The organism is Dactylosporangium sp. NPDC048998 (genome assembly GCF_043197855.1).
Taxonomy (GTDB): domain Bacteria; phylum Actinomycetota; class Actinomycetes; order Mycobacteriales; family Micromonosporaceae; genus Dactylosporangium.
In genome coordinates this window covers 45,409-62,958 of sequence record NZ_JBICTV010000015.1, presented here as the reverse complement: position 1 = coordinate 62,958, position 17,550 = coordinate 45,409, and the positions used below count along the sequence as shown (strand labels likewise).

General features: G+C 69.3%; 6 protein-coding genes. All 6 read left to right on the top strand.

The window, feature by feature from the left end; translation table 11 throughout:
- Positions 1-115: 115 nt before the first annotated feature.
- Genes pglW through ACGFI8_RS29180 form a run of 6 tightly spaced genes read left to right on the top strand, consistent with a single transcriptional unit; the run spans position 116 to position 17,543 of the window.
- Positions 116-4,255 (top strand): BREX system serine/threonine kinase PglW, encoded by a 4,140-nt coding sequence (gene pglW / locus ACGFI8_RS29205; RefSeq protein WP_392809728.1) that lies wholly within the window; start codon positions 116-118, stop codon positions 4,253-4,255.
- Positions 4,252-7,758 (top strand): BREX-2 system adenine-specific DNA-methyltransferase PglX, encoded by a 3,507-nt coding sequence (pglX, locus tag ACGFI8_RS29200; protein ID WP_392809725.1) that lies wholly within the window; start codon positions 4,252-4,254, stop codon positions 7,756-7,758. Before pglW ends, pglX begins: the two co-directional genes overlap by 4 nt.
- Positions 7,755-11,429: a phage resistance protein gene (locus tag ACGFI8_RS29195; protein ID WP_392809723.1), complete on the top strand. Its 3,675-nt coding sequence runs from the start codon at positions 7,755-7,757 to the stop codon at positions 11,427-11,429. The genes pglX and ACGFI8_RS29195 overlap by 4 nt, the downstream gene beginning before the upstream one ends.
- A complete protein-coding gene (gene pglZ / locus ACGFI8_RS29190) occupies positions 11,426-14,125 on the top strand; it encodes a BREX-2 system phosphatase PglZ (protein ID WP_392809721.1) in 2,700 nt (899 codons plus the stop codon). The genes ACGFI8_RS29195 and pglZ overlap by 4 nt, the downstream gene beginning before the upstream one ends.
- Positions 14,122-15,423 carry a BREX system ATP-binding protein BrxD gene (gene brxD / locus ACGFI8_RS29185; protein ID WP_392809719.1) on the top strand — a complete coding sequence of 434 codons (1,302 nt, stop codon included), beginning with the start codon at positions 14,122-14,124 and terminating at the stop codon, positions 15,421-15,423. Before pglZ ends, brxD begins: the two co-directional genes overlap by 4 nt.
- Positions 15,420-17,543 (top strand): DEAD/DEAH box helicase, encoded by a 2,124-nt coding sequence (locus tag ACGFI8_RS29180; RefSeq protein ID WP_392809717.1) that lies wholly within the window; start codon positions 15,420-15,422, stop codon positions 17,541-17,543. Before brxD ends, ACGFI8_RS29180 begins: the two co-directional genes overlap by 4 nt.
- The last annotated feature ends 7 nt before the right edge of the window (positions 17,544-17,550 follow it).

Genomic DNA, 17,550 nt, shown 5'->3' with positions numbered 1-17,550 from the left:
CACGTACCAGGATGAGGTCATGATCAAGGCGGCCACTGGCTGCTCGGCCTCTTGGCGCGTGGAGCCTGCGGTGCAGAATGAAGGGCCATGGTGGTGACGAGGCAGGAGACATGCCGTGCGTGAGAACTCTCCGCGTTGGGAGCAGATCAACCCCAGCGCGTTCACGCACGAGCAGGACGGCCTGCGGATCCTCGGCTCGTACCTGCCGGACACCGATCCGTACCACGTGTGGGCGAACGTCGAGTTCGTGGGCACGGACGGTTCCATCAACGAGGTCGACGCGTTGGTGCTGGTCCCGAGCGGCCTGTACGTCCTGGAGCTGAAGCACTGGCAGGGTGAACTGTCCGGCGGCGGCACGCAGTGGGTCCGCCGGACGCCGAATGGCCGGCTCATGCCGGAGGACAATCCGTACATCCTGGCGAACCGCAAGGCAAAGCGCCTTGCCGGCCTCATCCGGCATTACGCCCGGCAGCAGGGCAAAGCCGACCAGATCCCGTACGTCGGGGCGGCCGTCTTTCTGCATGCGGTCGCGCTGCAGGCAGGTCTCGACGAGATCGGCCGGCAGCACGTGTACGGCCTCGACCAGCATCCATCTGGCCTCGACAGTCTCAAGGATCTGCTGCTTGCCCGCCCCCGCAACCCCGACCACCTCGTCGACCCGGACCGGGGACGACAGATCGTCGAACTGGTCCGAGGCGCGAAGATCCGCCCATCGGTCGCCGATCGCAAGGTGGGTCAACTGTTGCTGTACCCGAAGCCGTTCGCCGAAGGCATCGGTTGGCAGGACTTCCTCGCCGGTCACGCGCTCGACACGCAACTGGTGCGCCGGGTCCGTTTCTATCTGACCAGCAGGGCCGCCGACGACGAGGTCCCGGTCATCCGCCGGGGTGCCGAGCGGGAGTTCCGGCTCCTGCAGGGCATCCATCATCCGGGCATCGCCCGCGCGACCGACCTCGTGGACCACCCGCTCGGTCCAGCCGTCGTGTTCGACCACGACAATGCCTCCATCCGGTTCGACCAGTGGCTGACCGAGCACAACGGACGGCTGCGGCTCGCCCAGCGGCTCCGGCTCGTCCAGGACCTGGCGGAGATCATCGACTACGCACACTCTCGCCGCCTGGCCCACCGCGCGCTGCACCCCCGGGCCGTGTTCGTCTCCGACCCGGCGGGCCCCGGCCGTTCGCTGGTCGTGACCGACTGGCAGACCGGCGGCAGGCTGGCCGGCGCCACCCAGCTGACCCGGCTCAGCTCGTCCACCGACGGTGCCGGGCTGGAGCTGTTCTTCGACGACGAGGTACGCCGCTACCAGGCGCCCGAGGCAGCCATCAGCTCCGCCGTTCCCGGCAGCCAGCTGGACGTCTTCTCACTGGGTGCGATCGCGTATCGGATCTTCGCCGACGCCGAGTCGGCGGCAACCGCCGAGGACCTGGTCGCGGCGGTCCACGACGGTGGGCTCGACCTGTCCGCGGCAGCTGACGGCATGCCCGAGAGCCTCGTACAGCTCGTCTACGACGCGACCCGTGGCGACCCGGCGCAGCGGCTGCGGGACGTCACCGCATTCCGTGCGGGGTTGGAGCGGGTGTGGGAGGCGATGACCGCACCCGAGCCCGAGCCTGTCATCGACCCACTCGGGGCGCACAAGGGCGACGTGCTCGACGGCGACCTGACCGTGGTCAGACGACTCGGCACCGGCGCGACCGCATTGGCGCTGCTGGTCACCGAGCGCACCCCCGACGGGCCGCGCGAACTGGTGCTCAAAGTCGCCCGCGACGAGCAGCACGCCGAGCGCCTCGGTACCGAGGCCGAGACCCTGGACAAGCTGAAACACTGGCAGGTCGCGTCGCTGGTGAAGGGACCGGTCAACGTCGGCGGTCGCACGGCGCTGCTGATGGAGAGCGCCGGCGCCCGTACCCTCGCACAGGAACTCGAAGGCAACCGGCGCCTGGCACTGGACCTGCTCGAACGGTACGGCCGCGACCTGCTCGACATCGTCGTCTTCCTCGAGGGCCAGGGCATCTGGCACCGCGACATCAAGCCAGCCAACCTGGCGGCCCGGCCCCGGCCGAAGGACAAGCAGCCGCACCTGTGCATCTTCGACTTCTCCCTGGCCGGCTCCGCAGCCGACCAGATCCGCGCCGGCACCCCGCCCTACCTCGACCCGTTCCTCGGCCCGCCACGCCGGATGCGCTACGACGCCGCGGCGGAACGGTTCGCGGCCGCCGTCACGCTGTACGAGATGGCGACCGGCACGCTGCCGCGCTGGGGCGACAACGCCAACCCCGCCGCGATCACCGACGAGGTCAGCCTCGACCCAGCGTCGTTCGACCCGGCGGTCGCCGACCGGCTCGCCGCGTTCTTCGCCAAGGCCCTCGCCCGTGATGCCGCCCGCAGGTTCGACACCGCCGAGGACATGTCGGATGCCTGGCGGGTCATCTTCAAAGAGATCCCCAAGTCGGCACCAGGGCCGGTGCCCCTCGGCCCCAGGGCAACGGCGCTCACGCCCGAGTCGCTGCTCGACGTCACCGGGTTGACCGCCCGCGCCCGGTCGGCGCTGGAGCGGCTGGGGGTACACACGATCGGGGAACTCCTGGCCTACGAGCCCTCCGCGCTCACCCGCGCGCAAGGCGTGCCCGACGCGACCCGCAAAGAGATCCTCGCCCAGGTTCGCGCACTGCAGGGACAGGTCACGCTGCCAGCTCCGGCACCCGCCGACGACAAGCCGCTCGCGCACGGCGTGGAGGCCGTCAGCGCCACCCTGCTGCCGAAGGCCACCACGCGCAACGCCAAGGAGCGAGGCATCCTGGAGGTGCTGCTGGGGCAGGCGCCGACCGGGGATGGTGCGTTTCTGCGTTGGCCGGCCCAGGCCGAGGCCGCCCGGGCGACCGGACAGTCCCAGCCGCAGATCTCCGTCCTGCTCCGCAAGCAGGCCAAGGTGTGGCTCGACAACCGGGCCCTGGAACAGGTGCGCGACGAGATCGTGACCCTGCTCGACGCCCGTGGCGGGGTCATGTCCGCCGAGGAACTCGCCGACGCGTTGATGGCGGCCCGCGGCTCGTACACCGCTGACCCGAAGCGCATGCCGCAGGCGATCGGGCTGGCCCGCGCCGCCGTCGAGGCCGAGCTGAGCCGGGGCGGTGACGCCCGCCTCGCCATCCAGCGCTTCCGGGGCAGCGACTCGGTGCTCGTCGGCCGGGAGCCGGACGATCCGACCGCGACGACCACCGCGTCCGAGCTGCTGGCGTACGCGGTACGGCTGGGCCGGCGTGCCGCCGAACTCGCCGCGTTGGACCCGCTGCCGACGCGCCAGCGGGCGCTGGAGGAGCTGCGCACGATCCCTGTGCCGGACGGCGCCGCGGCGATCCCCGAGGCCCGGCTGCTGCAGCTCGCCGCCGCCGCCAGCAACGGCGTCGCGGACGTGAACACGGTCGGCCAGCTGTACCCGGTGGACATGCCGGCCGAGCGTGCCCTGCGGCTCGCCGCGCCCAGCCTCGTCGGCCAGACACTGGGCCACGAGCGCCTCCAGGATCGGGTCCGCGCCAGGTTCCCCCGTGCCCGCCCGCTCCCTCGCCGGCTGGACGAAGACACCCTCAATTCCTGTGGGGTACCGCTGGTCTGGGACCCGGCCCGGCAGGTGTACACGCCGCGCAGCGCCGGCGGCACGTTCAGCGCCACCCGGGCCGGCACCTTCGTCTCGGCGCCGCTGACCGGTCCCCGAGACGACGCCGAAGTCGACACCAGGCTGGCGGCGGCCCTGAAAAGCCACGGCTTCCTGGCCCTACTGGCCCCGTTGAAGCGGCTGGTACCGGCACGGCGTGCCCTGCTGACCCGGCTGCACCTCGCCGAGCTGGACGTCACCGCCGTGCTGCTCGACGAACTGCGCAGGCTGAACTTCGGCTGGGAGGCCGTCGTCGCGGCAGACACCGGCGACCCCACCGACGTCGAGTTCCGCACTCTCGTCGACCTAGTCAAGCACCACGTCGTACCGGAGATCGAGAAGGCCCTTGCCACCGACCGGCCACTGCTGATCACAGAGGCGGCGCCACTCGCCCGGTACGGTCAGCTGCGGGTGCTGCAAGAACTGGCCGACCTGAGCCGCCCCCGACCGGCCGCCCGACTGCTCCTAGTGCCCGCCCGGCGGCTCGAACCCGCCATGCTCGACACCGCGCAACTGCCGCTGACCTCGCCAGCCAGCCAGTCCCTCTGGCTGCCGGAAACCTGGATCACCCCCACCGCCGAGAGGACCGCGAACCGATGATCGAACTGAAGCCGCTGCAGACCCAGGTCAAACACCTGGTCGACGACCTGCGCGGCCAGGTGGCGTCGGACAGCGACCTGCGCTCGCAGCTGAGCAAGGAGCACAGCGAGGCGAAGGGCGCAGAGCGGACCGGCGGCACCTTCGAGACCTGGCTGGAAGACGTCCTCGACCAGGCCGCCGTCGCCTGGGTGCTGGGCTGCGTCTTCGTCCGGTTCTGCGAGGACAACGGGCTCGTCGACGGCCTCTGGCTGGGCGGCCCCGAGCCGGACGCTTCGGCCGGACGGGCCGTCGAACAGCGGCAGGCGTACCTCATTCAGAACCCGACACACAACGACCGGCACTGGCTGCGCGAGGCGTTCCGGCACCTGCGGGCACTGCGCGGGACCGCCCAGATCTTCGACGAACACAACCCGGTATGGCGCTTCGACGTCTCCGGCCAGGCCGCGGAGAACCTGTCCGAGTTCTTCCGCCGCGGCCCGGGCCTCGTATCGCTGCGCAGCGACGAGCTGGACACCCGGTTCCTCGGCGACCTCTACCAGGACCTGTCGGCGCACGCCAAGGCGACGTACGCGCTGCTGCAGACGCCGCTATTCGTCGAAGAGTTCATCCTCGACCGCACGTTCGAGCCAGCGGTCAAGGAGTTCGGCCTTGCCGAGACGAAGGTGATCGACCCGACATGCGGTTCCGGCCACTTCCTCCTCGGCGCCTTCGCGCGACTGCTGCGCAAATGGCAGGAACGCGAACCGGCGACACTGGTGGACACCCTGGTGGAGCGGGCGCTGGCACAGGTGACCGGCGTGGACCTCAACCCGTTCGCCGTCGCCATCGCCCGGTTTCGGCTCGTCGTGGCCGCGTTGCAGGCGACCGGCCGGCGCAACCTCGCGACGGCATACCCGGTCCGGGTCGCGGCGGGCGACTCGCTGCTCAACTGGGGTGAACGCTCCAGCCACCAGGGCGAACTCCCGGTCGGCCAGCCCGAACACGACACCTTCGCGTACTTCAGCGAGGACGCCGACCTGCTCGCCGAGTACCTGACTCCTGGGCAGTACACGGTCGTGGTCGGTAACCCGCCTTACATCACGGTCAAGGACAAGACTCTCAACGAGCGCTACCGCGGCATGTACTCGGCTTGCTCCGGTACATATGCGCTAACAGTCCCGTTCGCGCAGCGCTTTTTCGAACTGGCCAAACGGGGCGACGCCGACGGGGACGGCACCGGCTTCGTCGGACAGATCACGTCGAACTCGTTCATGAAGCGTGAGTTCGGCAAGAAGCTAATCAACGATTTCTTCGCCGCGCATGTGGATTTGGCAGAGGTGATCGACGCGTCCGGTGCATACATTCCTGGCCACGGCACGCCCACTATTATCCTCGTCGGCAGAAATCGCCTCGTAAGCCCGCGCTACAGTGGTCCTGTCCGCACCGTACTCGGAATTCGTGGTGAACCGGGACAGCTGCGTATCGCCGCGGATGGTGCAGTATGGAATGCAATTGTTCGACAGGTCGACGACGCTGACTCGGAGTCTGAATGGGTTAGCACAGCAGACCTGCCTCGGAGTCATTTTGCTCGGCATCCGTGGAGCCTCAGTGGTGGCGGCGCCGCCGATGTGATGCGACTTCTCACGTTTGATGATCGACGCATGCTGAAGGACGCGGTGCTGCTCATCGGGCGGACTGCACACACTGGTTCAGACGATGCCTACTTAGCAGCAATTGGCACATGGCGGCGCTATGGCGTGCTCCCTAGCTCTGTAATTCCACTCGTGACTGGTGAGACGGTCAGAGACTGGTCCATTTCAGTCGAAACCGAATCGCTTTTTCCATACGACAGCAAGCTCCAAGCGTCCCTTGACGACACGTCGATAGCGCGGATACTTTGGCTTTCCAAGTCGATCTTGTCTCGTAGGCGGGAGCTAGGTGGGACCCATGAAGAGGTCGGGCTTACTTGGTACGAATGGAGCCGATGGCATCCGGAAAGATTCGTCCAGCCGCTTGGCATTGCATGGGGAGAGGTTGCGACACATAACCATTTCGTGCTGGACCGGGGCGGTAAGGTCTTCAAGCAGACCTCTCCGGTAATCAAGCTGCCTCCAGATGCAAGCGAAGACGACCACCTGAGGCTGCTCGGCGTACTTAACAGTTCGGCCGCATCTTTCTGGCTCAAGCAGGTTAGCCATAACAAAGCAGGTAAAGACAACACAAGCGGAGGCGGAAACCGCTGGGCTCCGGAGCCATGGTATGAGTTCTACCAGTTCAATTCTACGAAGTTGCTGGCGTTCCCATTGCCTACCGAGCAGCCGTTGGTGTTGAGTCGTATGTTGGACGAGTTGGCACAGCAGCTTGCGGGGATCAGCCCGGGGGGTGTGGTCGCTTCTGGTGTGCCGACCCGGGACCGGTTGAAGGCTGGGCAGGTCGAGTGGGCGTCGGCGCGGCGACGGATGATCGCGATGCAGGAAGAACTGGACTGGCAGGTATACCAGGCGTACGGGTTGCTCGACGAGGACTTGGCGACGAACGACCCGCCCGAGCTGGCACTAGGCGAGCGGGCGTTCGAGATCGTCCTTGCCCGTAGTGGTGCAAAGACCGAGTGGTTCACACGGCATGGATCCACGCCGGTCACCGACCTGCCTGATCATTGGTCGTCTGAGTACCGGGCGCTGGTCGAGCGGCGGATCGCGGTCATCGAGTCGGACCGGAACATCGCCCTCATCGAGCGGCCCGAACACAAGCGCCGGTGGGCCAGCAAAGGCTGGGATGCCTTGCAGACCGAGGCGTTGCAGAACTGGCTGCTGGAACGGCTGGAAGCCCCGGAGCTGTGGGGAGGTGCGCCGAAGCCGCAGTCGGTCGCGCAGCTCGCTGACCGTGTTCGCCACGATGAAGAGTTCCGAGCGGTACTGGACCTGTGGGTGGGTTCCGACGCCCACGACCTCGTCAAGACGCTCGGCAGGCTCGTCGCTGACGAGCACATGCCGTTTCTGCCGGTCGATCGGTACAAGCCTGCTGGCCTGCGCAAGCGCGTCCAATGGGAGCGCACGTGGGCATTGCAGCGGCGTGAGGACGCCGGGGAGACGATCAAGGACATTCCGGTGCCGCCGAAGTATGCCTCCGCCGACTTTCTCAAAGGCTCCTACTGGGGTAACCGCGGGAAGCTTGATGTCCCCAAGGAGCGTTTCATCTCGTATCCCCGGGCTGCTCTCTCCGGTGATGCTGGGGAGCTGCTTGGTTGGGCGGGCTGGGATCACCTGCAGCAGGCACAGGCCCTTGCAGCGCTGTATCTCGATCGCAAGACGCAGGCCGCCTGGTCCGCGGAGCGGCTGCTGCCGATCCTTGCTGGTATCGCCGAGCTCGAGCCGTGGTTACATCAGTGGTACGCCGAGTCCCGCCCCGGCTATCCGGGCACGCCAGCGGAGTTCTTCTCCGGCCTGGTCGACACCGAGCTCAATGCGCTCGGCGCCGACCGGGCGACCCTTACGAAGCTGCGTGGCCTTGAGGAGTTGTCGTGACGTTGCTGCGAGACCTCATCGACATTCCGACGTCGGTCGGGGACGCGGACTTTGTGGTCCGAGCCTCGGAGGGTGCCGACCTGCGCCGGTACGTCGTGACGGACGATCTGCGGCGTAACTTCGACGAGGCGTTGTCGATGGTTGGGCATGCGATCACGTCGGGCCGGTCGCAGGCGAAGTTTCTGCATGGTTCGTTCGGTTCCGGCAAGTCGCATTTCATGGCGGTGCTGCGGGAGATCCTGCAGCACAATCCGGAGGCACGGGCGGTACGCGGGTTGGCCGAGCCGGTCGCCAAGGCGGACGAGGCGTGGCTGCGCGGCAAGAAGATCCTCAACTTGACCTTCCACATGCTCGACGCGCAGTCGGTGGAGCAGGCGGTGCTGGAGGGATATTTACGGCAGGTCACCGCGCTGCACCCGGAGGCGCCAGCGCCGGCGGTGCACCTCTCCGCCGCGTTGCTCGCCGACGCGGCGCGGCTGCGTGAGGATCTCGGCGACGAGCGGTTCTTCGCCCGGCTGGGTGGTTCGGGACTCACCCCGGGTACCGGCGGTGGCAGCCTGTCCGCGCAGGTCGCCCAGAAAGCGGGGTGGACTGCGAAGACTTATGGGGCCGCTGCCGCTCAGCCGCCGGGCACCGCGGAGCGGGACCAACTGGTCAGCGCGCTGACCGCGACGTTCTTCACGGGTGCGGTGCGCAGCGGCCGTTACCTGGACCTCGACACGGGTCTGGCGGTCATCACGCGGCACGCCAAGGATCTCGGGTACGACGGGATGGTCTTCTTCCTCGACGAGATGATTCTGTGGCTGTCGACGAAGATTGCGGATCACACGTTTGTGCAGACCGAGGGCGCGAAGCTCAACAAGCTCGTGGAGTCCTCCGACGCGGCCCGGCCGCTGCCGATCGCGTCGTTCGTGGCGCGGCAGCGCAACCTGGAGGAGTTCCTCGGTCCGCAGGTCGGCGGCACCGAGCGGGAGGCCCTCGCTCACGTCATGCGCAGCGTGCAGGGCCGGCTGGGCAGCGACATTGTGCTGGCCGACACCAACCTGCCGGAGATCACCGAGAAGCGGCTGCTGAAGCCGAAGGACGAGGCCGCGCGGCACACCATCGACCAGGCGTTCGCCGCGGTCCGCGGCAACCGGGATGTCTGGGACACGCTGCTGCTCGGCGCGCAGTACGGCGATGCCGGGATCGGTTCGGACGCCGCGGCGTTTCGCAGCCTGTACCCGTTCTCGCCGGCGCTGGTCGCCACGCTGGTCGCGCTGTCGCAGGCGTTGCAGCGGCAGCGCACCGCGCTCAAGGTGATGACCGAACTGCTGGCCGCCCGCCGGGACACGTTGCAGGTCAACGACCTCATCGGGGTGTCGGCGCTGTTCGACCCGCTTGTCCTGCACGGCGAACTGCCCGACCGGCCGCAGCTCAAGCAGCTGTTCCAGGCGGCCCGCGAAACGTATCTGCACAAACTGCGCCCGTTGATGCGCGCCGCGCACGGCATCGAGGAGGAGCAGACCGCCGGGCACGAACTGTTCCTGCTCGACGACCGGCTGATCAAGACGCTGATGCTGGGCGCGCTGGTGCAGGAGGTGCCGGCCCTGCACAACCTCACGGCGGCGAAGCTGCACGCGTTGAACTTCGGCTCGATCGCCTCGCCGATCCCCGGGTATGAGAACCAGATCGTTCTGGACCGGCTGCGGCGCCTCAACAACGACGCGGGCGAACTGCACCTCACCGAGGGCCCGGACCCGGTCGTGTCGATCAAGCTGTCGTCGGTCGACTACGACAAGCTCCTCGACCTGGTCCGGGAGAATGAGACCGCCAGTGGCGTGCTGCAGCAGATGGTCCGTGAGCTGGTCGGCGAGGAATTCGGCCTGGCCAGCGCCGAGGGGACGCTCGGCGAGCTGCAGCATCCTCGCGACTGGCGCGGCCGCCGGCACTATGTCCAGGTGCGGTTCGGCAACGTCCGCGACAAGGACACGCTGCCAGAGTCGGCGCTGATCGCCAGTGGCGAGACGTGGCGGCTGGTGATCGACTACCCGTTCGACCCGGGCCACCGGCGCAATGAGGACTTCGCCCGGATCGAGACGTTGCCGCGCGGGTCGCGGACCGTGTTCTGGATGCCGCTGTTCCTCACCGATGAGGTCATGGGCCGGGTACGGCAGCTGGCGAAGGTCAACTACCTGCTCGGCAACACCGGCAGCGGCGACCGGCTGCAGACCCTCGCCGCGGACTGGTCGCTCGCCGACCGGCAGCAGGGCAAGATCTACCTCCAGCAGCGCCAGCAGCAGCTCCGCGCGGCTCTGCTGAACACGTTGAAGCAGGCGTACGGTGCGGCGAAGCCCCAACCGTCCGATGTGGAGGACGACAGCATCGGCGTGCTGCACACCCTCGCGGACGGGCTGCACATCGGCGACCCGCGGGGCGGCACGCTCAAGGCCGCGTTCGAGAACCTGACGGGTGAGTTGCTCGCGTGGGCGTATCCGGGCCGGCCGGCGCTTCCGGACGATGAGAAGCCGGTCACCCGCAGCGAGTTGGGCAAGGTCCTCAAGTACGCGAAGCTGGCGTCCGCCGACCCGACCAAGGGGGCGGCGGTCGAGCAGCTCGACCGTAAGACGATCCAGCGGGTCTGCAACCAGCTGCGGCTCGGCGAGCTGATCGATCACCGGTACGTGCTGACGACGAGCACGTGCTGGTGGAGCCAGCATCTGCTGCAGGGGGCAGCCCAGCAGGGCTACAAGGACCACTTCCCGGTGCATGTCCTGCGGGACCTGCTCGACAAGCCGGACGCCCGGGGCTTCGACCGGGAGCTGCAGAATCTCATCATCGCCGTGTTTGCGCTCGATCAGCAGCTCGCCTGGTACCAGGGCAACGTCAAGGTGATGGTTGACGCCGTGCAGGTGAACATCGACCAGTACGAGCTGCGGCACCCGCCGATGCCTGGCGAGGACGACTGGACCAGGGCGGTCGAGCGTGGTGGCGCGCTCTTCGGCGAGCCGCTGCCGAAGTGGCGCAGCCCGGCAAACCTCGGCGAGCTGGCCGGCACGCTGCGCCGGGCCGCGCAGCAGCACACGAAGACCGCGGCGGACCTGGTGACCGAGCTGCACACCAGGGCGAGCGCGCTCGGCCTCGACGAGCACGCGACGGCGGGCCGGCTGGCCACCGCGCGCCGGGTCGCGAGGCTGCTGACCGGCCTGGCCGCCGAGCAGGACGACGTGGCGCTGGTCGAGTCGGTCGCCCACGCGGACGTCGGTGACATCGACGACCGGACCGCATCGGCGGCGTTCGTGCAGGCGAGGCCGGTGCTCGCCGAGTTGCGGTCCACGCAGTGGCAGTTGCTCGACGCGATCCGAACGGCGGCCGTAACGAACCCCGATACGCAGGCCGTCATCGACGACCTGCGCATCGCCGCGAACCACGAGCAGCTCGCGGCGGACCTCGTCCCAGCGCTGCGCACGGCGGCAGGCCGCTCGGCCGCCCTGCTCGCCAAGGTCTCCAAGCCGGTCGGACCGATCGTCGTCGATCCACTCCCGAACCCCGGCGGCAAGAACCCGGGCGGCACCCCGGCAGCCACTTCACGGATCGTCACCGGGACCGGTGAGCTGGCCGAGGTCGAACGGGAGATCCGCTCGGCCGTCGAGGGTGGCAGCCGGGTGCGGATCACGTGGGAGGTGCTGTGACGCCGGTGCAGCCGGCGGCGATCCGGCGCAAGGTCGAGGCCTGGCTCGCCGAGCCGGACGGCGTCCCCGCCATCGCGCTGCGCGTCACTCCGCAGTGGACGGCGGAACCGGTGCTGTCCGTCGACGGCACGGCGGTCCGGGTCGTCGCGTGTCCGACCCCGCTGGCGGCCCGCGCGGCGCTGCGGGACCGCGCCGAGGGCGAGTGGCTGGTGCTGCTCACCGAGCTGACCCCGGACGAGCTTGGCGACGGGGTGCTCGCGCACCTGAGCCTGCAGACTGTGCGCAGCGTGGACCCGTGGGACCTGGTCCGCCAGATGTTCGGTGGGGTCAACCTCGACGCGCGGCTGGTCCGGGACGGCCGCTGGGCCGCCGAGGCGCTGACCGACCACCGGCCGGCGGGCGGGTGGCCGGCACCGTCCGGCACCGTGCTCACCCGTGAACACGCGCTGCGGTCCTTGGCCGGTGAGCTGCTCGGTCTCGACCCGAAGCAGATCGACAGCGCCGGTCTGCTGCAGTGGAGCACGGATGCCCTGGCGGTGCAGCGGGTCGCCCATCTGCCCGTAGCGGTCGCCGATGGGCTTACGAGTTTCCTCGTTGAGATCGCCGGGCAGTCCGCGCGGCCGATCATGGCCGCGGTCCGTGCCGGGCACGGCGTCGACGCGATATCCCTGGGTCTGTTGACGGGTGCGCTGTGGGCGCCCGCGTTCGGCGCCACGGTCCCGGTCGAGGTCGCGGTGGCCCGGACGAGACTGGAGCCCCGGTTCGGCGGCGATCGGCTGAGCGACGCTTCCGCTGCGGCGTTCCGGGAGGCGGCCGAGGCGTGGCTGGACCGCGCGGTGGATGCCGGGCACCTGGATGAAGACGCGAAACCCATGCTGCGCCGGGCGGAGGCCATCGCCGCCGAGATCGATGCCATGCCGCTGCTGGCGGAGAGCGCGGTCCTGCCGACGGGCTTCACCCAGCGGATGCGCACCTTCGCCGACGCCCTGCGGCTTGCCGTGCCGGCCGGCGGACAGGCCGACCCGACCGCGGTCGTCAAGGCGCAGCAACTGCTGGCCCGGTCCGAGGAACACCGCGCCGCCGACCCAGCGGTCCTGGAGACGGCGCGGATGGCGGTACGACTCCTGCGATGGCTCGCCGAGCCGGACAATGGCGCCCCGTCGACCCTCGCCGAGGCGCTCCACCGCCACGTCCGCGAGGACGGCTGGGTCGACCGGGCCCGGCTCGACATCTTCGCCGGCGACGTCGACCCACAGCTCGCCGAGGCGTATCAACTGCTCCATCAGGCCGTTCAGGCCCGCCGGTCCCGGCACGACGACCAGTTCGCCGGCCAGCTCGCCCACGCGACCACGGCCGAGTCGGACCCAGGCACGATGCTGCGCGTCGAGGATGTGCTCGACCGGGTGGTGCAGCCGATCCTGGACCACGGGCAGCGGGTGCTGCTGCTGGTGATGGACGGGATGAGCGTCGCCGCAGCGACCGAGCTCGCCGAGTCGATCACGAGGTCCGGTTCGTGGCTGGAACTGACGCCGGGCGGGGGCGCCCGGACCGGCGTGCTCGCCGCGCTGCCGACCGTGACCGAGGTCAGCCGGTGCAGCCTGCTCAGCGGCCGGATCGCGGTCGGGCAGCAGGCGGAGGAACGCAAGGCGTTCGAGGCGCGGTACCCGTCCGGTGTCCTGCTCCACAAGGGCAACCTCCGCGCCGGTGCGGGTGCGGCGTTCGCACCGGACGTCGTCGCCGCACTGCAGTCGCCGGAGCGGACGCTGGTCGCGGCCGTCGTCAACACCATCGACGACGCCCTCGACCGCAGCGACCCCGGGACGATCATCTGGGGGCAGGAGACCATCCGCGCCGTCCGGGACCTGCTCGCCCTGGCCCAGGACCGCGTGGTCGTGGTCCTCTCCGACCACGGCCACGTCGTCGACCGGGGCCCGGAAGCGGTGCTACGGCCGAGTCCGAGCAGCGAGAACCGCTGGCGTCCCGCCACCACACCGGCGGGCGACGGCGAGAGGCTCTTCAAGGGCAGCCGGGTGGCGAAGGCTGGTGGCACAGTGGTCCTGCCGTGGCGGGAGGAGCTGCGGTACGGTCCCCGCAAGGCCGGCTATCACGGCGGCGCGGCACCCGCCGAAGCGGTGATACCGCTGCTGGTGTTCAGCGCCGGCAACGACCACGCCGTGCCCGGCTGGTCCGGCGCCCCGGTCGCCAGCCCTGAGTGGTGGCGGGAGTCGCTGCAGCAGTCCGGTTCCGCTGTCCAGACCCCTCGCCCGGTCAAACGCAACGGATCGCGCCGTGCCTCGCCAGCGCCGCAGTTCGAAGGCGCGTTGTTCGAGGTGGCCGAGCCGCCGGCTCAGTCACCTGCCGCACCGGCCGCACCTTCCCCCCAGTCTCCGGCGCTCGTCGACGCGCTGCTGGCCAGTGAGGTGTACGCGCAGCGCCGCGGCACCCGGGCACCGCTGCCCGACGAACGGGTCCGGTCGATGCTCACCGCCCTGCTCACGAACAACGACCGGGTGGCGCGCGACACGCTCGCGGCCCTCGCCGGCATCCCCGAGCATCGGACCGGCCCCACCATCACCGCACTGCAGAAGCTCCTGCAGGTGGAGGGGTACCCGGTGCTCGAGATCGACGCGGACGGCCGGACCGTCGTGCTCAACCGGGCGCTGCTGATCGAGCAGTTCCACCTGGAGCCGTCGTGACGCCAGACATCTCCGCCCGGCGACGTCGTGACGTCATCGACGCGCTGCGCCGTGGCGCGGTACCGATGAACGGTCTGGACGTCCTCGCGGTCGGCCTGGACAGGTTCACGGCCGCGACCGACGACGACCTCGACCGGGTCGTCGGTGGTGGCAGCGTCTTCAAAGCTGTCCGCGGGGAGTACGGGGCGGGCAAGACGTTCTTCACCCGCTGGCTCGCCGAACGTGCCAAACGGCGCGGTCTCGCCGCATCCGAGGTGCAAGTCTCCGAGACGGAGACGCCGCTGCACCGCATGGAGACCGTGTACCGGCGGCTGGTCGAGCGTCTCGGCACCGAACAGTTCGTGCCCAGCGCGATCCGGCCGATCCTCGACGGCTGGATCTTCACCCTGGAAGAAGATGTCCTCGGCGCCGGTGAGGTCACCGAAGACGACGCCGAAGCGCTCGACCGGGCCGTGGGCGCGTTGATGGAGCGCCGCCTGTCGGAGATCTCCCGCAGCGCACCCGGTTTCTCCGCCGCACTGCGCGCCTACCGGACCAGCGCGGCTACCGGCGACCACGCGACCGCGGAGGGGCTCGCCGCCTGGATCGGCGGGCAACCACACGTGGCCGCGGCGGTCCGGCGGGTCGCCGGGGTCAAAGGCGACCTCGACCACTTCCAGGCGCTCAACTTCCTGCAGGGCCTGCTCACTGTCCTGCGCGACAGCGGCCATCCCGGCCTTCTGCTGGTGCTCGACGAGGTCGAGACCCTGCAACGGGTCCGCTCCGACGCCCGGGACAAGGCCCTCAACGCCCTGCGGCAACTCGTCGACGAGGTCCACGCCGGACGCTTCCCCGGCCTGTACCTCGTCATCACCGGCACCCCCGCCTTCTTCGACGGGCCGCAGGGCGTGCAACGCCTGGCACCCCTCGCGCAGCGGCTAGCAACCGACTTCGGATCCGACGCACGATGGGACAACCCCCGCGCTGTGCAGGTCCGCCTGCCCGGATTCACCATCGACACGTTGACCGAGCTGGGCATCAAGGTCCGGGACCTGTACGGCAGCAGCCAGGTCTCAGCGCGGGTCGACGACGCGTACATCGGTGAACTGGCCCGTGCCGTCACCGGACGGCTCGGCGGACAAGTCGGTGTCGCACCACGCATCTACCTCAAGAAACTCATCGCCGACGTGTTCGACCGGGTCGACCAGTACCCTGACTTCGACCCTCGGCTGCACTACGGGCTCACGTTCCAAATGGGTGAGCTCACCGAAGTCGAGCACAACGCCGCCTTCGCGGACGACATCGACCTACCGCTGTGAGTACCGAAGCCGGTCTCGACCCGATCGTGGTCCACCACATCGTCAACACCCTGGGGTGGCGTGACCTCCGCCCCCTGCAGCGAGCGGCCGCAGAGCCGCTCCTCGCCGGGCACGACGCGCTCCTGCTGGCCCCGACCGCCGGCGGCAAGACCGAGGCGGCGATGTTCCCCATGCTGTCCCGGATGGCGACGGAGGACTGGTCCGGCACGTCGGTGCTCTACCTGTGCCCGCTCAAGGCGTTGCTCAACAACCTCCACCCGCGGCTGGAGCGCTACGCCTCGTGGCTCGGCCGGCGCGTCGCGCTGTGGCACGGCGACGTCGGCCCGAGCCAGCGCCGAAACGTGCTCTGGCAGCGGCCGGATGTCCTGCTCACCACGCCGGAGTCCCTCGAAGCCATGCTGGTCAGCGTCAACGTCGACCACCGCCAGTTCTTCGCCGGGCTACGCGCGGTCGTCGTGGACGAGGTACACGCCTTCGCCGGCGACGACCGCGGCTGGCACCTGCTCGCCGTCCTGGAACGGCTCACCACCATCGTGGGCCGGCCCCTGCAGAGGGTCGGCCTCTCGGCCACCGTCGGAAACCCGGACCAGCTCCTCCGGTGGCTCCAAGGATCGTCAGCCGGCCAACGGCAGGCAAATGTCGTGGCGCCGGACCTCACCTCGGCCGTCACGACGGAACAGGCTGCTGGGCCGCCTCCTGGCGAGATCGAACTGGACTACGTCGGCTCGATCGCCAACGCCGCAACCGTCGTCGCCGCGCTGCACGCCGGCGAGAAACGGCTGGTGTTCTGCGAGTCACGGCAGACCGTCGAGGAACTCGGCGCGCTGCTGCGGGGCAAGGGCGTGACGACATTCCTCTCGCACGCGTCGCTGTCGGTCGACGAACGACGCCGCGCCGAGCAGGCGTTCGCCGAGGCCCGCGACTGCGTCATCGTGTCGACCAGCACGCTCGAACTCGGCATCGACGTCGGCGATCTCGACCGGGTCATCCAGATCGAGAGCCCCGCCACGGTCGCGTCATTCCTCCAGCGGCTCGGGCGGACGGGACGACGCGCCGAAACCGTGCGTAACTGTCTCTTCCTGACCACCCGCGGCGAATCGTTGTTGTCCGCGGCGGCCCTGCTGCACCTCTGGGGACAGCACTGGGTGGAGCCGATCATCTCCCCGCCCGAGCCCCGCCACATCGTCGCCCAGCAGATCCTCGCCCTGTGCCTGCAAGAGGGCCGGATCGGCGACCAGACGTGGCCGCAGTGGTGGAACGGCCTGGACCCATTCCGAGCCGGCGGCGACGTCATCGTGCGGCACCTCGTCCAACACGGCTACCTCGAACGCGACGGTGGCATGCTCTTTATCGGCCCCGAAGCGGAGAAGCGTTTCGGGCGGCGTCACTTCATGGACCTGACCGCCGTCTTCACCGGCCCGCCCGAGTTCACCGTGCTGACCGGGCGCACCGAGCTGGGCCGGATCGACCCGAGCCTGCTGACCGAAGAGGTGCCTGGTGAACGACGGCTCCTGCTGAGCGGGCGCAGCTGGCGCGTCACCTACGTCGACTGGCGGCGCCGGCGGTGCTTCGTCGAACCGGCCGATGGAGGCGGGCGGGCCCGCTGGCTCAACCAGGGCTGGGCCGGACAAAGTTTCGAACTGACCCGCGCCACACGGGAAGTCCTGCTCGGAACCGACCCCCCGGTGAAACTGACCCGACGCGCGGTGGACCGTCTCGCCCAGGAACGTGACGAACGAAGCAGCCTGATCCACCCTGGCGGAAACACCATCGTCCGCGATGAGCAGGGCGATCTGCGGTGGTGGACCTGGGCCGGATTCCGGGCGAACGCCACACTCGCCGCCACCCTCAGCGAGGTCACCGACCCGATGCACCGCTTCGACGACTACCAGATCAGGCTCCGCGAAGACCTCACACCGGCAACATGGAAGGAGCTGACCGCGGACGCCGCGACACGGCTGTGTCTGCCTGAGCCGAGCGAGAAGGCGTTGCGAGGGCTGAAGTTCAGCGACGCGTTGCCGCCGCGACTGGCAACGGCGACGCTCGCGGCCCGGATCGCTGACCTGCGGGGAGCCGCCACGGTGATCGACGACAACGTCCGGTTTGTGTCCGTGGCGTAGCGGTCCT